Origin of the sequence: Nocardiopsis mangrovi (assembly GCF_042653925.1) — a bacterium.
In the GTDB taxonomy this organism is placed as follows: Bacteria; Actinomycetota; Actinomycetes; order Streptosporangiales; family Streptosporangiaceae; genus Nocardiopsis_B; species Nocardiopsis_B mangrovi.
On record NZ_JBHSFQ010000025.1, the window covers coordinates 1 to 18,394 of the forward strand.

Here is an 18,394-nt window from a genome sequence, read left to right on the forward strand (position 1 = left end):
CGCCAGGACAACCACGCGCCGCGCGCGATCGGTGAACCTCTCGAACATGACTCGTCGCTCCTCACAGAGCGGTCAGACAGGGACGGAAAACCCGAACCCCACTTTCCGCAAACCAGCCCCCGGGGAGAAACCCCACCAGGGGGCACCGTGCCGGCACGGCTTTTCCAGGGATGTCCTGCTTACATCCAACTACTCGAAGCGCATTTCGTGTCCCGAATTCGCGGCAAGCGAACGGATCCCCCCTTGCGCGGGCGCGCCGGCCGTCACTATTTACCGTGCCGACACGAATCCGGGGCGTCACCCCGCCTCCGTGAGGGCCGCCACGACGGCGTCGGCGGCGGTGTAGGGGTCGGTGTGGCCGCGGGCCACCTCGTCGGCGAGCTTGTCCAGGGCCGAGTGGCCGTGCACGTCGCCCAGCCGCTCGCGCAGCGCGCGCACGGCGACGGCCTCGATCTCCTCACGGGCGCGCGCGGTGCGCCGCACCTCCAGTTCACCGCTGCCGCGCAGGTGGGCGTCGTGGTCGTCGAGCCGGCCCAGCAGCTCGGCGATGCCGTCGCCCTGGGCGGCCACCGTGCTCACGATCGGCGGCTTCCACGCGCCGGCGGGGCGCTCGACGTGCGCGATCATCTGGCGCAGCTCGCGCACGGTGGCGTGCGCGCCCTCGCGGTCGGCCTTGTTGACCACGAAGACGTCGGCGATCTCCAGAACGCCGGCCTTGGCCGCCTGCACACCGTCGCCCATGCCCGGAGCGCTCAGCACGACCGTGGTGTCGGCGTGCCGGGCGATGTCCACCTCGGCCTGGCCCACGCCGACCGTCTCCACGAGGATCACCCCGAACCCCGCCGCGTCGAGCACGCGCAGCGCGTGCGGGGTCGCCCAGGACAGCCCGCCCAGGTGGCCGCGGCTGGCCATCGACCGGATGAACACGCCGGTGTCGCCCGCGTGCTCCTGCATGCGCACCCGGTCGCCGAGCAGGGCGCCTCCGGTGAAGGGCGAGGAGGGGTCGACGGCGAGGACGGCGACGCTGGTGCCCCGCTCGCGCAGCCGCGCCACAAGGGCGCTGGTGCTGGTGGACTTGCCCACACCGGGCGCCCCCGTGAGCCCGACGACCCGGGCCCGCCCCGTGTGCGGGGCCAGCCCGGACATGATCTCCCGCAGGACGGGCGACGCGTTCTCCACCAGGGAGATCGCGCGTGCGATGGCGCGGGGGTCGCCGTGCAGGGTGCGGTCGACGAGTTGGCGGACGTCCATCTGACTCCTCGGCGCTGAAGGTCCCGGTCCGCCCGAGTATCGCAAGCGCCGCCCGCGCGGGGGCGCCGGAGGTGACGGTGTCGCCGGTACGGCGATCCGGCCGGGCGCGCACGGCCCGGCCCACCCGGCCGGATCGGTCTTCGGGGCCGGACCGCGGCGGACGGCCGCCCGCGGACCCCCGGCCGCGGCTTCCCGGGGCCGCGGTCCGAAGGTCCGGCGCGGTCCGGCGGCTCAGCCGATGAGGTCATCGGCCGCTTCCGCGGCCCGGTCGATGGGGACCGCGAAGCCGATGCCGATGCTTCCGCCGCCGGGCCCCACGGTCGCGATGGCGGTGTTGACCCCGACGACCCGCCCCGCCGTGTCGATCAGCGGGCCACCGGAGTTGCCGATGTTGATGGCCGCGTCCGTCTGGATGACCGGCTGCGGGTCGGCCGCCCCGCCCAGCCGCGCTTCGCGGTCCACGGCGCTGACGATGCCCGAGGTGACCGTCCCCGCCAGGCGCAGCGGCGAGCCGGCGGCCAGGACCGTGTCGCCGATGCGCAGCGCGGCGGCGTCGCCCAGTCGCACCGGCTCCAGCCCGGCGTCGGGGGCGTACAGGACGGCGATGTCCCGCGCGGTGTCCGTACCGACCACCTCGGCGTCGACGGGCCGCTCCCCCGCACGCACCACGCGGACCGCTTCGGCGTCGCCCACGACGTGGGCGTTGGTGAGGACGTGGCCGGCGCCTCCGTAGGCGAAGCCGGAGCCCGAGGTGGCGGCGGTCTCGACCGACACCAGGCTGGGGAGCACGACCGCCGCGGCGTCGGCGACGCCGGCCGGAGAGGACGGCACCGCGGCCGTCTCGGCCGGCACCGCGGGCGTCTGGGCGGCCTGGAGGGCGCCCTCCCGGGCGACCGACCCGCCCAGCCACCCGGCGGTGCCGCCGGTGAGCGCGGCGAGCAGCACGGCCACGGGGACGACCCCCCGGGGCCCGCGCCGGGCCGGAGGCGGCCCGCCGGTGCCGGTGGTGCGGTGCCGTCCGCGCTCCCCCTTTCTCGGGGCCGGCCGCGCGGCCGTGGCCCACACCGTAGGTGTCGGCGCCGGCGGTGGGGGCGGTGGCGGCCAGGAGGAGCGGGCCTCTCGTGTCCTCCGGGCGGTGAGATCGGGTCCGGGTGCGTCGGGGAAGAAGAAATCGGGCCCGCGTGCCGGCGGCCGGTGGTGCGGCGTCACCGGTCCCACCCGGAAGCGGATGAGGCCCGTGTACCGGGAACGGTCCAGGGGCGGCGCCGGGCGGGCACGTCGTGCGTCGGGGCGTGGGCGGCTCCCAGGCGGATGTGGGTGACACCGGCGGCGTGGAAGGCCGCGAGCCGGCGCCGGCCGCGCTCCGTCGCCGCCGCTGCGTGGCGGTCGCGCAGCAGCGGGTCGGAGGTGGCGATCTCCCGCCGCGCGCCCGTTGCCGGGTCGACCAGGGCGATCACCCCCACATCGGGGAGGTCGAGGTCGCGCGGGTCGGGGATCTCCACGGCGGTGACGTCGTGGCGGAGGGCCAGCCGGCGCAGCGGGGCCTCCCACGGCAGCGGTCCCGTTCCGCCCTCGCCGCAGGGAAAGGCGGCGGCGATGATCCTCGGCCCGGGGCCCGGGTGCTCGCTGTGCAGCCGGTCCAGCGCCTCGGCGAGGTCGACCCCGGGGACGTCCCACCGGGCGGGGGCCGGCAGCCCGAGCAGCGTGCGCAGCGTGCTCGTCATCGGGGCCGGCCCGTCCTTCGCGGGGACCGTGCCGAGCATTCGGCCGTAGGCGATGCGCACGCCCACCGGGTGCCGCGAGCGCTCGGCCAGCAGGGCGACGGTGGAGACGACCGAGGTGGCCAGGTCCCGCTTCGGCATGGTGGCGGCGCCGAAGTCCATGGCCGCCGGGGCGTCGACGAGCGCCCACGTCTGCTGCTCCGCCTCCACCGGCGCGGCTCCCCGTGGGGGTTCGGCCGGGTGGGCGGCCCGGCGGCGGGTGCCGTCGGCGATGGTGCGGAGTCGTTGCGCTTCCCCCTGCATGTACCCCTCCTGCGTGCGTCCGGTGGTCGGTGTCCGGGTGCGCGGCGCGCACCCGCCTGCCGTGTTCACAGCCGCGGCCCCGTCCACGGCCGCCGGCCCGGCGGCACGGTCTCGGGACGGGGCACCCCGTCCAGGACGCGGCCGACGACCGCGCGCGGATCGTGGCCGTCGGCGAGCGCGGCGGGGGTCGGGACGAGCCGGTGGGCCAGCACGTCGGCGGCGACGTCGGCGATATCGCCGGGCAGCAGGTAGTCGCGGCCGCGCAGGACGGCGAGCGCGCGTCCCGCCGCGGCCAGGCCGAGGGTGGCGCGCGGCCCGGCCCCGAACGCCACGAGCCCGGCCACGTCCGCGAGGCCGTAGGCGGCGGGTTCCCGGGTTGCGTGCACCAGCCGCACGGTGTATTCGGCCACGGCGTCGTGCACGAACACGTCGTCGGCGGCCTCTTGCAGCTCGGCGACGAGGTCGGGGGCCAGGACGGCGGAGGGGCGCGGCGGGCGCACGCCCATGCGCCGCAGGATGGCCAGCTCGTCCAGTGGCGCGGGGTGGTCCACGACCAGCTTCATGAGGAACCGGTCGCGCTGCGCCGCCGACAGCGGGCCGGCGCCGTCGGACTCGACGGGGTTCAGGGTGGCCAGGACCAGGAAGGGCGACGGCAGCGGGTGGGCGGTCCCGGCGACGGCGATCCGCCCTTCGGCCATGGCCTCCAGCAGCGCCGTCCGCACCCTGGCCGGGGCGCGGTCGATCCCGTCTGCCAGGACGAGGTGGGCGAAGACGGGCCCGGGTTCGAACGCGAAGCCGTCGGACGCCGGCCGCCGCACGCGGGTGCCGACGACGTCGCCGGGCTCCAGGTCGGGGGTCAGGGTCAGGCGGGCGAACCGGCCGCCGATCACGGCGGCCAGGGTGCGCGCCGTGAGTGTCTTGGCGACTCCCGGGGCTCCTTCGAGCAGGCAGTGGCCGCGGGCGAGCAGCCCCACGAGCATCCGCTCGATCAGCCGGTCCTGGCCGACGACGACCCGTTCGACCTCGGCGAGGGTGCGCTCCAGAAGGGCCGCGCGGGCGCCGGCCCGCCGCGCTCCGGGGGGCTCCTCGGGTCCGAGGTCGGCGAGCGCCCCGGTGGCCGGCCCGGTGTTCACAGCCGCCCCGCCGCGGTGCGGCCGGCCTCGGCGGGACCGTGTGCGGCGGCTCCGTGCGCGATGACGTCGCCCGGTGCCCCTCCGGCACGGGCGGCCGGAACCGTGCCGGCATCGGGGTGCGCCGACCACACCGTCTCGACGTAGGCCGGTGCCCCGCTCCGGGCGTCGGCGGCGACGGCGCAGGCGGCGCCGGCCAGGACCAGCCCGGCGGCGAGGCCGGTCGTGGCGCAGGCGAGCGTGCTGCGGCCGTGGCGGGGCGGTTCGGCCATGGGGGCTCCTTCGCGGTCCACACTGCCGACCGTGGGCGGCCGGCTCCGGACAGCACACCAGCGACCCCCGAAAACGCCCGGAAACGTCACCGAAAATCCGTTGAAAGCCGACCCTGGAGGGCCTTCCCCGCACGGTTATGGTGAGTCCGTGCGACTTCTGGTGGTGGAAGACGAAGAGGGGTTGGTCAGCGCGCTGCGCAGCGGCCTCGGCCGCGCGGGGTACGCGGTGGACACCGCGGCCACCGCCGCCGAGGCCACCGAGAAGCTGGCCGTCACCGAGTACGACCTGATGATCCTCGACATCACCCTGCCCGACTCCGACGGCTTCACGATCTGCCGGGCGGTGCGGCGCGGCGACCTCGCCACGGCGTCGGGGCCCGAACTGCGCATCCTGATGCTGACGGCGCGCTCGGGGCTGACCGACCGCGTCCGCGGCCTCGACGAAGGCGCCGACGACTACATCACGAAACCGTTCGCGCTGGTGGAGCTGCTCGCCCGGATCCGGGCGCTGCTGCGCAGGGACGTCACCGGCGGCTCGGCCGTGCTGGAGGTCGGCGGCCTCTACCTCGACAGCGCGCGGCACGTGGCGGCCCGCGACGGCCGCGAACTGTCGCTGACGCTGAAGGAGTTCGGCGTGCTGCGCTACATGATGTCGCGGCCGGGCCACGTGGTCTCGGCCGAAGAGCTGCTGGAACACGTCTGGGACGAGAACACCGACCCGTTCACGCAGAGCGTGCGGGTCACGGTCGGCACGCTGCGGCGCAAGCTGACCGCCGATGGGGAGGGGCCGGTCCTGGAGACGGTGATCGGCCGCGGATACCGGCTACGGGCGGAGCGGTGACATGTGGGGCGAGGCGCGCGGGACCGGCTCTGGGGCAGGGACCGGTGAGCGGCTCCGGGCCGCGGGCACGGGGGTGCTGCGCCGGGGGCCGGCGTGGTCGCAGACGATCCGGTTCCGGCTGACGGTCACCTATTCGGCGGTGCTGTTCGGGTTCGCCGTGCTGGTCCTGGGCGGGATCTACGTCTCGCTGTCCAGCACACTGGAGGCCGAGCCGCTGCAACCGGTCACGGCGGGCAAGGTCTACGAGGACGAGAGCGGGGACCTGCAGGTCAAGGACGGGCGCGAGTTCGAGGCCGTCGACATGCGCGGCGTCGAGGCGGCGGTCAACTACAAGGTGCTCAAACTCCTGCGCGACTACTCGGTGGTGGCGGCGGGCGGGCTGTTCATCGCCAGCCTGGCCACCGGGTGGTGGCTGTCGGGGCGGGCGCTGCGACCCGTCCGGCGCATCACGGCCGCCGCCCGCGACATCTCCGCCACCGACCTGTCGCGGCGCATCGGATCGGAGGGGCCGCGCGACGAGCTGCGCGCGCTCTCCGACACCGTCGACGACATGCTCAACCGGCTGGAGGGCGCGTTCACGGCGCAGCGGCAGATGGTCGACGACGCCTCCCACGAACTGCGCAACCCGCTGGCCGTCATCCAGGCGAACGTCGACGCCGTGCTCGCCCACGACGACGCCGCCCCGGCCGCGCGGGCGCAGGCGGCGGCGATCGTCACGCGGGCCACGGGGCGGATGACCAGCCTGGTGGAGGACCTGCTGGCGTCCGCCCGGCGCAACTCCCCCGCGTTCGCCGACGTCGACGTGGACCTGGCCGCGATCGCCGGGGAGGCGGCCGAGGAGTACACGGCGCTGGCCGCCGAGCGCGAGCTGGCGCTGACCCGGCGGCTGGCACCCGGGCCGGTGGTGGCGGGCGACCCGCAGGCGCTGCGCCGGGCCGTCGACAACCTGCTGTCCAACGCCGTGCGCATGGCACCGGGCGGCAGCGTGCTACTGCTGGCGGTCGGGAGCCACAGCGGGTGGGCGTGGATCGCCTTGCGCGACGACGGTCCGGGCATCGCGGCCGGCGACCAGGACCGGATCTTCGACCGGTTCGGCCGGCCCGAGCGCGCCATGGCCGCGCCCCCGACCCCCGGGGAGCGCCGGGTGGGCCTGGGGCTGGCGATCGTCCGCCAGATCGCCGAGAGCCACGGCGGTGCAGTGGCGGTGCATTCGGCGCTGGGCGTGGGCAGCACCTTCGTGCTGTGGCTGCCCGACCGCGCCCTGGCCGACGCCGACCGCCGCACCGCCGCGCCGCCCGCCGGGGACCCGCTGGGCGACCGGTCACCGGTCCTGCACGCGCCGCGGATCTGACCCCGCGGCTCCGCGTCCGCGCCTCATTCCCCCCGGGCGCCGTCGAGCTGTTCGCGGATGATGTCGGCGTGGCCCGCGTGCCGGCCGGTCTCCTCGATCATGTGCACGAGGATCCACCGGAGGGACACCTCGCCGACCTGCTCGTGGGACGCGCGGTCGCCCAGGGCGTAGCCGGCCGCGATCTCCCGCGACCGCTCGCAGACCCGCTCGTATTCGGCGATGAGGCCGGCGACGGTCGCGTCCTCGGGAACGGTCCAGGAGTCGTCGGGGCCGGGCAGGTCGATGCCCACCTCGGCCCGCGTGCGGCCCGTGAGGGTGCGGTGGAACCAGTTCTTCTCGACCAGGCACAGGTGGGGCAGCATCCCGGCCAGTGTGGTGTGCGACGGCACCAGGCGGCGGCGGGCCTCCGCCTCGCCCGCCCCGGAGATCTTGCGCACGACGGCGTCGCGCAGGTAGTCGAGGAACGCCTCCAGGGTCTCGCGCTCGCCGCCGGTCCCGGCGCGCAGCACCCGCGCCTCCGCCGGGCTCGGGGTCCACTCGGCCGGGGAGGGGGTGGGGGCGTCGGCGGCGGTGTCGGCCCGTTCTCCGGGCTGTGCGGTGGTCATGCGCACGACCGTAGCGAGGCGGCCCGGGGACGGGAAGGCGCGTTCGCCTTCGGCGTGCGCCCGGGCCGCTCGCGCGGTGGTGGAGCGGGGGTCAGGCTCCCGGGACGGTGAACAGCAGGGCGTCGCCCTGGCCGCCGCCCCCGCACAGTGCGGCGGCGCCCAGCCCGCCCCCGCGGCGGCGCAGCTCGTGGACCAAGTGCAGGGCGATGCGCGCGCCGGAGGCGCCGATGGGGTGGCCCAGGGCGATGGCCCCGCCGTTGACGTTCACGATGTCCTCGGAGACCCCGAGTTCGCGCACCGACTGCACGGCGACGCTGGCGAACGCCTCGTTGATCTCGATGAGGTCGAGGGCGGCGGTGTCGCCGCCGGCCCTGCCCAGGGCGTGCCGGATCGCGTTGGCGGGCTGGGACTGCAGGGAGTTGTCGGGGCCGGCGACGTTGCCGTGCGCGCCGATCTCGGCGAGGACCGTGCAGCCCAGTTCCTCGGCCTTGGCCCGGCTCATGACCACGACGGCGGCGGCGCCGTCGGAGATCTGCGAGGAGGAGCCCGCGGTGATCGTGCCGTCGGCGTCGAAGGCCGGGCGCAGGCGGGCCAGGGAGTCGGCCGTGGTCTCGGGCCGCACGCCCTCGTCCTCGGTGAAGAGGCGGGGCTCGCCCTTGCGCTGCGGGATGCTCACGGGCACGATCTCGGCGTCGAAGCGGCCGTCCTTGATCGCGGCCGCCGCGCGCTGGTGCGAGCGGGCGGCGAAGGCGTCCTGCTCCTCGCGGCCGATGCCGAGCCGGGTGTTGTGCCGCTCGGTGGAGGCGCCCATGGAGTCGCCGTCGAAGGCGTCGGTCAGGCCGTCGTGGGCCGTGGCGTCGAGCACCTCGATGGACCCGTACTTGTAGCCGTGGCGGGACTTGGGCAGCAGGTGGGGGGCGTTGGTCATGGACTCCATGCCGCCCGCCACGACGACGTCGAACTCCCCGGCGGCGATGAGCTGGTCGGCGAGGGCGATGGCGTCGAGGCCCGACAGGCACACCTTGTTGATGGTCAGGGAGGGCACGCTCATGGGGATGCCCGCCTTGACCGCGGCCTGGCGCGAGGGGATCTGCCCCTGGCCGGCCTGGAGGACCTGGCCGAGGACGACGTAGCCGACCTGTCCGCCGGTGATGCCGGCGCGGGAGAGCGCGGCCTCGATGGCGACGGCGCCGAGGTCGACGGCGCTGAATCCGGCGAGCGACCCGAGCAGCCTTCCGGTGGGGGTCCGTGCTCCACTGACGATGACGGATCCGGGCATCGAGGGCCTCCACACTCTTGTGACGCTGTGTCGCTCCGGGTCTGCAACGATACCTACACGTCGGTGACCGATCCCCTGGGAGGTTGGACTGCCATGCTCACCCGTATCGACCACGTCGGCATCGCCTGCAAGGACCTCGACGCCGGAATCGAGTTCTACCGGTCCGCCTACGGCTTCGAGGTCGCCCACATCGAGGTCAACGAGGAGCAGGGCGTGCGCGAGGCCATGCTCCGGGTCAACGGCACGGACGACGGCCAGGCCACCTACCTGCAACTGCTGGAACCCATCCGGGAGGACTCGCCGGTCGCCAAGTTCCTCGCCCGCCACGGCGAGGGGGTGCACCACGTGGCGTTCGGGACCCCCGACGTCGCCGCAGAGACCGAGGCCATCGGCGCGCGGGGCGTGCGCGTCCTCGACCCGGTCCCGCGCGCGGGGTCGATGGGGTCGCGGATCGCCTTCCTGCACCCCAAGGACTGCGGGGGCGTGCTGACCGAGATCGTGCAGGCGGCGGAGGCCGGCGACGGCCACGGGTGAGCGGGGCGCCTCCGCGCTCCACGGGCCGCGGGGCGCCGGAGGTGTAATGCAACCGTCACTTTCGGCGTCCGCGCACGTCTGTCCGCACGGATATGGGCCGCATCATGGACGAATTACCGCGAACCCTCTTCCCAGGGGGCGTGGGATTGGTAAAGTCTGCTAGCTGCCAGTTCTCTGGCGCTGTCCCTGTCCCCCGCCCGAGCAGGTCCGAGCCGGGTCCGGCGCACATGGCGTCCCTCGCAGGCCGGCGACGACTCCATATCGATATCGATGGAGCGAACTTCCCTACGCGGCAGGTCTTGGCGGAGTAGCCTCCCCGGAGGACAGCCCGCCGGACCCAGGCGTGGGGACCGGCCGCACACGGCGACGCGCACAGCGCACCCGCCTCGACAGCATGACCCCCGTAATGCAGCCGTCTCGTCTCCCGTTCAGGAACCCGCCACATGTCGTCCAATAATATTGAAACCCAGCTCACCAACTTCTTCGAGGAAGGCAGCCAGGCCACCGAGTTCGACGTGGTGCTGCGCGGCTTCGACCGGGACCAGGTCACCACCTACATCGCGCAGAAGCACGCGGAGCTGAACCAGGCGCGCCACGAGGTCGAGCGGAGCCGCAACGACCTCTCCGAGGCCAAGCGCCAGCTCCAGGAGCAGGACCGTCCCACCTACTCCGGGCTGGGCGCGCGCATCGAGCAGCTGCTGCGCCTCGCCGAGGAGCAGGCCACCGAACTCGTCCAGGGCGCCCGCGCCGAGGCCGGCGACATCAAGGCCGGCGCCAAGATCGAGGCCGCCGAGATGCGCGCGGCGGCCGAGAACGAGGCCACCGACCTCCGCACCTCCGCTCAGCGCGAAGCCGACGAGACCCGGCAGAGCGCCGAGGGCGAGGCCGACGAGATCCGCACCACGGCCCGCCGCGAGGCCGACGAGCTCACGTCGACCACCGAGCGCGAGGTCCAGAAGAAGCGCTCCGCCGTCGACCACGAGATCGCCGAGAAGCGCGCCACCTTCGAGGGCGAGATCGCCAAGCTGCGCACGACCACCGAGCGCGAGTGCGCCCAGGCCCGTGCGTCCGCCAAGCGCGAGCGCGACGAAACCGTGCAGACCGCCAAGCGCCAGGCCGACGAAATGCGCGCGCAGGCGCAGCGCACGGCCGAGGAGAGCGAGGCCAAGCGGGCGCAGGAAGAGGCCGAGTTCGAGATCCAGCTCGCCAGCCGCCGCGAGGAGGCCGAGCGCCAGGACGCCGAGCGCCTGGCCGCCGCGCAGGCCGCCACGCAGAAGCTGGTGTCGGAGGCCGAGGAGCGCGCCTCCAGCGCCGAGCAGCGCGCCACCAAGGCCAGCGCCCAGGCCGAGCAGACCCGGCGCGACGCCGAGCAGCACGCCAAGCAGGTCGTCGCCAACGCCAAGAAGAACGCCGAGCAGGTCAACGGCGAGGCCAAGTCCAAGGCCGAGCACCTGGTCGGCGACGCCAAGTCCGAGGCCGACCGGATCATGACCGCTGCCCAGCAGCAGGTCGACGAGCTCACCCGCCAGCGCGACAGCATCCAGTCGCACCTCCAGCAGCTGCGCCAGCTGCTCGGCGGCGGCGACGCCTCGATGCCGGCCGTGCCCGCTTCCGCCCCGGCCCCGGCCGCCCAGCCGGTGTCCGCGGCCAAGGAGCAGCCCGCGATCGAGCCCACCAAGGGCGCCGGCCGCCAGCCGGTGTCCGCCGGCAAGGGCGCCGACAACGAGGACTGGTGGCAGGAGTAGGGCCTACTCCCCCACCGTCGAGTACGCCGAGGGCCCCGATCCGGGTGGATCGGGGCCCTCGGCGTTCCACCGGCCGCACGGCGCGTGGGAGGTGTGTGACGCAGGGCTCGGGAGGCGGGTTCGAAAGCGCGGACGGCGGCCTCCTACCCTGGAGGGGTGAGTCCGCGCCGCAACTCCCCCCGCCGCAAGGGGGACCCCGCCCGACCGACGTCCGATCCCGACGCGCTGCTGCTGCGCGTCACCGGCGGCGAGCGCCGGGAGACCGGCCCCGACGGCGAATGGGCGGTGCGGCGGATCAGCGGCGCCGCCGCGGCGAAGCCCTACCGGTGTCCGGGCTGCCACCAGGAGATCCCGCCCGGCATGCCGCACGTGGTGGCCTGGCGGCCGTTCGGCGACGGCGACGACCGCCGCCACTGGCACTCCTCCTGCTGGGAGAAGCGCGCCCACCGGGGCGTCCGGCCGCCGAGGTACTGAGGTACCGAGGCCGCGGCCCGGACCGGCCGGGACCGCGGCAGCACACCGGGCGGCCCGTCCGCCCGGCGCACCGCCCACCACCTTCCGACGTGCTCGTGCCGCGTCCACGAGCCGGTGACATCCGACCGAGGAGCCATGGACATCCGCGCCAGCACGGTGCTGCCCGCCGACCGCCGCCCCATCACCCTGCACACCGCCGACGGCCTTGAGCTGGTCGGGGAGCTCGCGCTCCCCGAGGACCGCGATCCCGTCGCCACCATCATCTGCCTGCACCCGCTGCCGACGGCCGAGGGGATGATGGACAGCCACGTCATGCGCAAGGCGTCCTTCCGGCTGCCCGCGCTCGCCGGGGTGGCGGTGCTGCGCTTCAACACGCGCGGCACGACGTCGCGGCACGGCACCAGCCAGGGCACGTTCGGCGAGGGCGAGACCGAGCGGTACGACGTCGCCGCCGCGATCGAGTTCGCCGAGTTCGAGGGGCTGCCCGCGCCGTGGCTCGTGGGCTGGTCCTTCGGCACCGAGCTCGCGCTGAAGTGGGGCTGCGACCCGGAGGTGCGGGGCGCGGTGCTGCTGTCCCCGCCGCTGCACCGCGCGGGCGACGCCGATCTCGACGTGTGGGCCGCGTCCGGCAAGCCCCTTGTGGCGCTCGTCCCCGAGTTCGACGACTACCTGCGCCCCGATGAGGCGCGCAGGCGGTTCGCCCGCGTGCCGCAGGCCGAGGTCATCGGCGTGGACAACGCCAAGCACCTGTGGGTCGGCGAGCCCTACGTGCGCACCGCGCTCGACGAGATCGTACGGCGCGTGGCGCCCGGCGCCCACCCGTTGCCCACCGAGTGGGACGGCCCCTACGAGCGCGACACCCTCTGACCGGCGGCCGCGCCGCCGGGGCCGGTGTCAGCCCTCGGCGTCGACGAGGCGGGCCAGGTGCTCGCCGATCACCATGGCGGTCGCGCCGGTGCCGCGCTCGGGGACCCGGGGCAGCAGGGAGGTGTCTGCCACCCGCAGGCCGTCGACGCCCAGGACCCGGCCGTGGGCGTCGGCGACGTCGCCCATGGCGCACCCGCCCGACAGGTGCACGGCGGTGGACAGCCGGGCACGGATCCAGCCGTCGAGCTCCCGGTCGGAGCCGAGGACCGCGGGCGGGGGCCCGTTGTGCCGCGGGGACACGGCGCGGAAAGCGGCGGTCTCCATGATGTCGACGCACAGCCGCACGCCGTCGCGCATGCACGCCCGGTCGGCCGCCGTGGTGAGGTGGCCGTGGGAGAGCAGGGCCGGCGCCCCTGGGTCGGCGGAGGCGAGGGTGACGGTCCCGGTGCGTGCGGGGCGCAGCACCTGCACGCCGATCGCGCACTCGCCCGGGCCGGGGGCGGCGCCCGGTGCGGGGATCAGCCGGTCGAAGGGGGCGGTGTAGGGCATGAGCTCCAGCCCGGCCGCGCCGGCCGGCGCGGCCGCGTGCAGCGCGGCCTCCGCCACGGGGCTGTCCGGCCCCCGCACCGCGCCGGCCGCGGGCAGGTGGCCGACCGCGACGCTCGGGTGGTCGCTCATCCGCGTCCCCACCCCCGGGGCGGCGTGCACCACCGGGATGCCGTGGCCGGCCAGCCGGGCCGCGGGCCCGATACCCGACAGCATGAGCAGCCGCGGGGTGCCGACCGCGCCCGCGCTGAGCACGACCTCGGGTGCGTGGAAGACGCGCGGCCGACCGCCGATGAGCGCCTCGACGCCGGTCGCGCGCGTGCCGCGGAAGCGCACCCGCCGGACGGTGGCGCCGCCGAGCACGGTCAGGCCGGGGCGGCCCGCTCTGGGGAGCAGGTGGGTGAACAGGGCGCTGTGCCGGACACCGCCGACCACATTGAGCGGGAGCGGCCCGGCGCCCGGGGGCCCGCCGGCGTTCTTGTCGGCCTCCTCGGGCAGGCCGAGGCCGGCGCAGGCGTCGAGGAACGCCGCGGTCACGGGGGCCGCGCCGGTGCGGACCCGGCGCACGGGGACCGGCCCGCGCGTGCCGTGGCCGGGGCCGGTGAAGTCGTGGTCGGTCTCCAGTGCGGCGAACGACGCGAGCACGGCGCGGTGGGACCACTCAGGGTGCCCGGCCGCTGCCATGGCGTCGAAGTCGGCCGGGGTGGCGCGCACGAAGGCGCCGCCGTTGATCGCCCCCGACCCGCCCGCGACCCGGCCGCGGGGTACCGGCCGCCGCAGCCCCGGGGTGACGGTGCTGGTGAGCGACCAGTTCAGCGGGTGGCCGGGCACGGCTGCGGCCATGGTGGTGCCGTCGCGCACCTCCGGCGGCACGTCGGCGGCGCGGGTGTAGGCGGGGCCCGACTCCAGGAGCAGCACCCGCCGGCCGGGCCGGTCGCTCAGGCGCGCGGCGAGGACGGCTCCGCTGGAGCCGGCCCCGACGACGATGACGTCGTGGCCGCCGTACCGGCCCACGGCGCTCAGGACGGGGCGTGCGGCGACGAGCGGCCGTCGCGCACCATCGCGGCGAGCAGCGGGGAGGGGGCGTAGGGCGCGAAGTGGGCGTCGGCCACGGCGCCGAGGGTGCCGGCGACGGCGTCGGGGCCGCGTTCCATGAGCAGCTCGACGGGCCCCTTGGGGTAGCCGCAGCCGAACCGCATGGCGGTGTCGACGGCGTCGGCGTCGGCGTAGCCGTCGCCCACCATGCGGGCGGCGTCGTCGATGTGCCGCGCCAGCAGCAGGTCGGCCACGCCGAAGTCGAGCTCTCCCCCGCGTACGGACGCGGCCAGCCGCCCGGCGGGCAGGTCCTCGGCGACGTCCTCCCGGGTGTGGTCGTAGAAGCCGCGTCCGCTCTTGCGGCCCAGGCGCCCGGCGGCGACCATGCGGCGCAGCAGCGGGGCGGCGACGTAGCGGGGCGCGCGGAACTCCGCCCAGAGCACGTCCAGCACGGCCAGGCAGACGTCCAGGCCGACCAGGTCGGCCAGTGTGAGCGGCCCCATGGGGACGCCCGCGGCCGCGGTCATGGCGGTGTCGATCTCTTCGCGGGAGGCGATCCGGTGCTCGTAGAGGCCGATGGCGTCGTTGATGTAGGGGACCAGCAGCGCGTTGGCGACGAACCCGGCGCGGTCGCCGGCCACGACCGGGGTCTTGCCGATGCGCTTGGCGACCTCGGCCGCGAGTTCGACGGTGCCGGGCTCGCTGATGACGGTGCCGACGACCTCGACCAGCTTCATCACCGGCGCCGGGTTGAAGAAGTGCAGGCCGACCACCTTGCCGGGGCGGCTGGTGAGCGCGGCGATCTCGGTGACGGCCAGGGAGGAGGTGTTGGTGGCCAGGATGGTTCCGGGCGGGCAGATGCGGTCGAGGTCGGTGAAGACGTGGCGCTTGATGTCGAGGCGTTCGGGGACGGCCTCGACGACGAAGTCGGCGTCGGCCAGCGCGCCGCGGTCCGTGCCGAAGGTGATGCGGTCCTCGATGGCGGTCTGCTCGTGCCCCGTGAGCTTGCCCTTGTCCACCGCCTTGGACAGCGACGCGGCGACGCGGGCGCGGCCCCCGTCGAGCGCGGTGTCGTCGATCTCGACACCGGTCACCTCGAACCCGGCCCGTGCGAACACCTCGGTGATGCCGGCGCCCATCGCGCCGAGCCCGACCACTCCGACCTTGTGGAATTCCTGCACCATGGCTTCACCCTAGCCCGTTGCCGCCACCCCGTTACCGCCGGGTAGCCGTGGCCGGCCGGGCCGCGGCGGACCGTTTCCGGCGGCCGGGCCGCGGGCGTCCGGCCGCCGGAAGCGCGCGCATCCGCGCCGGGGGCGGGGATCAGCAGTCGACGAGTTCGGGCGACTGGTTGAGCAGCTGGGCGCGGGGCGTGACGAACTCGCGGCGGGCGGTTTCGGCGGCGGGCGTGAACAGGGCGACCCGGTGGCAGTTCTGGAATGCCAGGCGCATGCCGAAGTGGCGCTCCACGGCCGCCCGCATGGCGTCGCTGGCGAGAAGGCGGAGCAGCTGGCCGCGCTCGGTCTCGCCGGGCGGCGGGACCTCGTTGGCCGCGAAGCCGGAACCCCCGTCCCGCGCGCTTTCGGCGAGCCCGCTGACGACGCCCCAGGCGTAGGGCAGCGAGGCCCGGACGCACGCGAGGAAGTCCGGATCGGCCACGGGGCCCTGCTCGGCCTTGTCGAGAAGTTCCGGTGCGACCGTCAACGACATGTGTGTCCCTCTCTCGGTGGCACATGGCGCCGCGGCCCGGGGCCGGCACCGTCGGCGGCGCCGGGGGCCGCTCGCGCCTGGTGCGACGTTCGACGCTAGCCGCCCGGGCGCCGTCGTCCTAGCGCGCGGCGGACAGACCTGGCTACCTCCGGCGCCACACGGGGATGAGGTCCCCTTCCCGGGCGCGGGTCCGCCCGGCGCGCGGACCGGTGCCCCCCTCGGCACTACCGGAGCCCGCGGAGCGGCCCCCCGGGCCGCACAGCGGGGCTAGGATCGTGCAGCGTGAGACTCGTGATCGCCCGGTGCAGCGTCGACTACGTCGGCCGCCTCACCGCCCACCTGCCCATGGCCCCCCGGCTCATCCTGATGAAGGCCGACGGGTCGGTGTCGATTCATGCCGACGACCGCGCCTTCAAGCCGCTGAACTGGATGAACCCACCGTGCACGGTGCGCGAGGGGGTGGCCGACGACGGCACCGACGTCTGGACGGTCACCCACGGCAAGTCCGGCGAGAAGCTGGTCCTGCGCATCGAGGAGATCCAGCACGACAGCTCCCACGAGCTGGGGACCGACCCCGGATTGCAGAAGGACGGGGTCGAGGCCCACCTCCAGGAGCTGCTCGCCGAGCACATCACCACCCTCGGCGAGGGCTACACCCTGATCCGCCGCGAGTTCCCCACCGCCATCGGACCGGTGGACATCCTCTGCCGCGACCGCGCCGGCGCGACCGTCGCCGTCGAGCTGAAGCGGCGCGGGGACATCGACGGCGTCGAACAGCTCACGCGCTACCTGGAACTCCTCAACCGCGACCCCGCTCTCAAGCCCGTGCGCGGGGTCTTCGCCGCCCAGGAGATCAAGCCGCAGGCGCGCGTGCTGGCCACCGACCGCGGCATCGGCTGCGTGACCCTCGACTACGACGCCCTGCGCGGAATCGAGCCCGACATCCCGCGCCTCTTCTAAAAAGAGGACATATGGGGTGATCATGATCAAGTGGAACCGTTCATCACACCACACCATCTGCCGCCCGCGGAAGGTATGTGGCTGGATGTGGCAATGACGGGCGGCCCGCCTTGATCTGCGTATGCCCTCCTGACAGTCTGCTCGGTACCTCGCATCTTCGCGCCCGCCCCATCACCCCTGGTAGGCGGGCGCTCGCTCAGGAGGATGAACGTGCCCAGCAGACACCCCGTACCATCCCCCGGCCGCGCCCCCGTGGCGCGGCGGCTGGCCGCGGGCGGCGCCACCGCCGCCCTCGTGCTCGGCTTCGGGCTGGCGCCCGGCACCGCGCACGCCGATGAGTCCGTGCTGCCCACCCTGGTGACCACGGACAAGATCCGCGCGCACATGGAGAACCTCCAGACGATCGCGGACTACAACGGCGGCAACCGCGCGAGCGCCACCGCGGGCTACGACGTCGCGGCGAAGTACGTGATCAACCAGCTGGAGCGGGCGGGCTACACCCCCGTCAAGCACACCTACGAGTACGACAGCTGGGCCGAGAACAGCCCCGCGGTCCTCACCCAGACCGCCCCCGAGAAGCGCGAGTTCACCCCGGCCGACGACTTCGTCACGATGTCGTACTCCGGTGCGGGCGACACCACCGCGCCGGGTGTGCCGGTCAACGCCGACAGCGCCGAGAGCGGCTGCGCGGCGGACGACTTCGCCGGCTTCCCCGAGGGCGCCGTCGCCATCACCCTGCGCGGCACCTGCCCGTTCTCCGAGAAGACGCAGAACGCCGCCGACGCGGGCGCCTCCGGAGTCGTCGTCATCAACAACGAGCCCGGCCCGCTGAACGGCACCGTGGGCACCGAGTCCGCCGTCCCGGTCGTGGGGGTCACCCCGGAGGTCGGCGCCGAGCTGCTGGCCGCGGGCGAGGGCCTCGAACTCCGGCTGGCCGTCGACGCCGCGGTCACCACGCGGTCCTCCTACAACATCATCGCCGAATCCGCCGGCGGCGCGCCCGACAACACCGTGGTCGTCGGCGCCCACCTGGACGGCGTCCCCGAAGGCGCCGGCATCAACGACAACGGCAGCGGCACGGCGGCGGTCCTGGAGACGGCCCGGCAGTTCGCCCGGCTCGACACCCCCAACAACCAGGTGCGCTTCGCGTTCTGGGGCACCGAGGAGGAGGGGCTGGTCGGCTCCACCCGCTACGTCGAAGGGCTGAGCGACGACGAGCTGGAGCAGATCGCGCTCTACCTGAACTTCGACATGATCGGCTCGGAGAACTTCGGCCGGTTCGTCTACGACGGCCGCGGCGAGCTCGACGGCTCGCTGCCGCCGCCCGCGGGCTCCGCCGCGATCCAGAAGCTCTTCGAGGACTACTTCACCGGCCAGGACCTGGTCAGCGAGCCCACGGAGTTCAGCGGCCGGTCCGACTACAGCGCCTTCATGGAGGCGGGGGTCCCCTCGGGCGGCCTGTTCAGCGGCGCCGACGGGATCAAGACCGAGGAGCAGGTGGAGTACTACGGCGGGGTCGCCGGGGAGCCCTACGACGCCAACTACCACACGGCCGACGACCGGGTCGATGAGATCAACTGGGACGCGGTGGAGGACCTGTCCGACGCCATCGCCCACTCCGTCGAGACCTACGCCGACAGCACCCTCCCGGTGAACGGCGTCGCGTCCACACAGCAGGCCCAGGAGTTCGAGGCCGATCGCCTGGGCGACCGCTGGCTGCGGTAACCGTCCGACCGCACTGGGCGCCCGTGGACGAGGAGCGATCCTCGT

18 protein-coding genes are annotated in these 18,394 nt (G+C 74.7%); 8 read left to right on the forward strand and 10 right to left on the reverse strand.

Going from position 1 to position 18,394, the window contains the following annotated elements:
* Nucleotides 1–297: 297 nt before the first annotated feature.
* The 5 genes from meaB to ACFO4E_RS21695 all read right to left on the reverse strand — a co-directional run bounded on the left by meaB (nucleotide 298) and on the right by ACFO4E_RS21695 (nucleotide 4,677).
* Nucleotides 298–1,251: a methylmalonyl Co-A mutase-associated GTPase MeaB gene (gene meaB, locus ACFO4E_RS21675; protein ID WP_378577627.1), complete on the reverse strand. Its 954-nt coding sequence runs from the start codon at nucleotides 1,249–1,251 to the stop codon at nucleotides 298–300.
* Between the two features lie 231 nt (nucleotides 1,252–1,482).
* Entirely contained in the window at nucleotides 1,483–2,202 is a 720-nt protein-coding gene (locus ACFO4E_RS21680) for a S1C family serine protease (protein WP_378577629.1), read from the reverse strand.
* A gap of 254 nt (nucleotides 2,203–2,456) precedes the next feature.
* Nucleotides 2,457–3,275: a DUF58 domain-containing protein gene (locus ACFO4E_RS21685; RefSeq protein ID WP_378577631.1), complete on the reverse strand. Its 819-nt coding sequence runs from the start codon at nucleotides 3,273–3,275 to the stop codon at nucleotides 2,457–2,459.
* Nucleotides 3,276–3,340: 65 nt separating this feature from the next.
* Nucleotides 3,341–4,408, reverse strand: a complete 1,068-nt coding sequence (locus ACFO4E_RS21690; protein WP_378577633.1) for an AAA family ATPase — start codon at nucleotides 4,406–4,408, stop codon at nucleotides 3,341–3,343.
* Nucleotides 4,405–4,677 carry a hypothetical protein gene (locus ACFO4E_RS21695; RefSeq protein ID WP_378577635.1) on the reverse strand — a complete coding sequence of 91 codons (273 nt, stop codon included), beginning with the start codon at nucleotides 4,675–4,677 and terminating at the stop codon, nucleotides 4,405–4,407. Before ACFO4E_RS21695 ends, ACFO4E_RS21690 begins: the two co-directional genes overlap by 4 nt.
* A 148-nt stretch (nucleotides 4,678–4,825) precedes the next feature.
* Between ACFO4E_RS21695 and ACFO4E_RS21700 the strand changes: the two genes are divergently transcribed.
* Nucleotides 4,826–5,518 carry a response regulator transcription factor gene (locus ACFO4E_RS21700; RefSeq protein WP_378577637.1) on the forward strand — a complete coding sequence of 231 codons (693 nt, stop codon included), beginning with the start codon at nucleotides 4,826–4,828 and terminating at the stop codon, nucleotides 5,516–5,518.
* Between the two features lies 1 nt (nucleotide 5,519).
* On the forward strand, nucleotides 5,520–6,869 hold the full coding sequence (locus tag ACFO4E_RS21705; protein WP_378577639.1) for a sensor histidine kinase: 1,350 nt from the start codon (nucleotides 5,520–5,522) through the stop codon (nucleotides 6,867–6,869).
* A gap of 23 nt (nucleotides 6,870–6,892) precedes the next feature.
* Here ACFO4E_RS21705 and ACFO4E_RS21710 read toward each other — a convergent pair whose 3' ends face one another.
* Together ACFO4E_RS21710 and ACFO4E_RS21715 are read right to left on the reverse strand one after the other, a co-directional pair.
* Complete coding sequence (locus ACFO4E_RS21710; protein ID WP_378577641.1) at nucleotides 6,893–7,474, reverse strand: DinB family protein; 582 nt, start codon at nucleotides 7,472–7,474, stop codon at nucleotides 6,893–6,895.
* 91 nt (nucleotides 7,475–7,565) lie between these two features.
* The gene (locus tag ACFO4E_RS21715) at nucleotides 7,566–8,753 is read right to left on the reverse strand and encodes an acetyl-CoA C-acetyltransferase (protein WP_378577643.1); all 1,188 of its coding nucleotides are present in this window, start codon (nucleotides 8,751–8,753) and stop codon (nucleotides 7,566–7,568) included.
* 93 nt (nucleotides 8,754–8,846) lie between these two features.
* On the opposite strand from ACFO4E_RS21715, the gene mce reads away from it, so the two are divergent.
* From mce to ACFO4E_RS21735, 4 genes are all read left to right on the forward strand, one after another.
* The gene (gene mce / locus ACFO4E_RS21720; RefSeq protein ID WP_378577644.1) at nucleotides 8,847–9,287 is read left to right on the forward strand and encodes a methylmalonyl-CoA epimerase; all 441 of its coding nucleotides are present in this window, start codon (nucleotides 8,847–8,849) and stop codon (nucleotides 9,285–9,287) included.
* Nucleotides 9,288–9,730: 443 nt separating this feature from the next.
* Entirely contained in the window at nucleotides 9,731–11,032 is a 1,302-nt protein-coding gene (locus ACFO4E_RS21725; protein ID WP_378577646.1) for a DivIVA domain-containing protein, read from the forward strand.
* Between the two features lie 156 nt (nucleotides 11,033–11,188).
* The gene (locus ACFO4E_RS21730) at nucleotides 11,189–11,506 is read left to right on the forward strand and encodes an ATP/GTP-binding protein (RefSeq protein ID WP_378577648.1); all 318 of its coding nucleotides are present in this window, start codon (nucleotides 11,189–11,191) and stop codon (nucleotides 11,504–11,506) included.
* Nucleotides 11,507–11,641: 135 nt separating this feature from the next.
* Entirely contained in the window at nucleotides 11,642–12,373 is a 732-nt protein-coding gene (locus ACFO4E_RS21735; RefSeq protein ID WP_378577650.1) for an alpha/beta hydrolase, read from the forward strand.
* 27 nt (nucleotides 12,374–12,400) lie between these two features.
* On the opposite strand, the gene mftG is transcribed toward ACFO4E_RS21735, so the two are convergent.
* The 3 genes from mftG to ACFO4E_RS21750 all read right to left on the reverse strand — a co-directional run bounded on the left by mftG (nucleotide 12,401) and on the right by ACFO4E_RS21750 (nucleotide 15,664).
* Nucleotides 12,401–13,933: a mycofactocin dehydrogenase MftG gene (mftG, locus tag ACFO4E_RS21740; protein WP_378577652.1), complete on the reverse strand. Its 1,533-nt coding sequence runs from the start codon at nucleotides 13,931–13,933 to the stop codon at nucleotides 12,401–12,403.
* A gap of 5 nt (nucleotides 13,934–13,938) precedes the next feature.
* On the reverse strand, nucleotides 13,939–15,138 hold the full coding sequence (locus tag ACFO4E_RS21745; RefSeq protein WP_378577654.1) for a 3-hydroxyacyl-CoA dehydrogenase: 1,200 nt from the start codon (nucleotides 15,136–15,138) through the stop codon (nucleotides 13,939–13,941).
* 139 nt (nucleotides 15,139–15,277) lie between these two features.
* A complete protein-coding gene (locus ACFO4E_RS21750) occupies nucleotides 15,278–15,664 on the reverse strand; it encodes an SCO5389 family protein (RefSeq protein ID WP_378577656.1) in 387 nt (128 codons plus the stop codon).
* A 282-nt stretch (nucleotides 15,665–15,946) separates the two neighbouring features.
* Between ACFO4E_RS21750 and nucS the strand changes: the two genes are divergently transcribed.
* Complete coding sequence (nucS, locus tag ACFO4E_RS21755) at nucleotides 15,947–16,624, forward strand: endonuclease NucS (protein ID WP_378577658.1); 678 nt, start codon at nucleotides 15,947–15,949, stop codon at nucleotides 16,622–16,624.
* A gap of 204 nt (nucleotides 16,625–16,828) precedes the next feature.
* Nucleotides 16,829–18,349: a M20/M25/M40 family metallo-hydrolase gene (locus ACFO4E_RS21760; RefSeq protein WP_378577660.1), complete on the forward strand. Its 1,521-nt coding sequence runs from the start codon at nucleotides 16,829–16,831 to the stop codon at nucleotides 18,347–18,349.
* Nucleotides 18,350–18,394: the final 45 nt, after the last annotated feature.